The following is a 527-nucleotide window of genomic DNA, read 5'->3' on the forward strand; positions in this document are numbered from 1 at the left end:
GGTGACGGTGTTCGGCATTCTGAATCTCACCGAGGACTCCTTCTTCGATGAGAGCCGGCGGCTAGACCCCGCCGGCGCTGTCACCGCGGCGATCGAAATGCTGCGAGTCGGATCAGACGTCGTGGATGTCGGACCGGCCGCCAGCCATCCGGACGCGAGGCCTGTATCGCCGGCCGATGAGATCAGACGTATTGCGCCGCTCTTAGACGCCCTGTCCGATCAGATGCACCGTGTTTCAATCGACAGCTTCCAACCGGAAACCCAGCGCTATGCGCTCAAGCGCGGCGTGGGCTACCTGAACGATATCCAAGGATTTCCTGACCCTGCGCTCTATCCCGATATTGCTGAGGCGGACTGCAGGCTGGTGGTTATGCACTCAGCGCAGCGGGATGGCATCGCCACCCGCACCGGTCACCTTCGACCCGAAGACGCGCTCGACGAGATTGTGCGGTTCTTCGAGGCGCGGGTTTCCGCCTTGCGACGGAGCGGGGTCGCTGCCGACCGGCTCATCCTCGATCCGGGGATGG

At 63.4% G+C, this 527-nt stretch carries 1 protein-coding gene; it reads left to right on the forward strand.

The genetic code is table 11. The annotated features are described in order from the left end of the window. Nucleotide 1: 1 nt before the first annotated feature. Nucleotides 2-527, forward strand: a 526-nt coding sequence (folP, locus tag B347_RS0101115) for a dihydropteroate synthase (RefSeq protein ID WP_026013918.1), incomplete at its 3' end; no start/stop codon positions are given.

Source organism: Pseudomonas psychrophila HA-4 (assembly GCF_000282975.1).
Taxonomy (GTDB): Bacteria; Pseudomonadota; Gammaproteobacteria; order Pseudomonadales; family Pseudomonadaceae; genus Aquipseudomonas; species Aquipseudomonas psychrophila_A.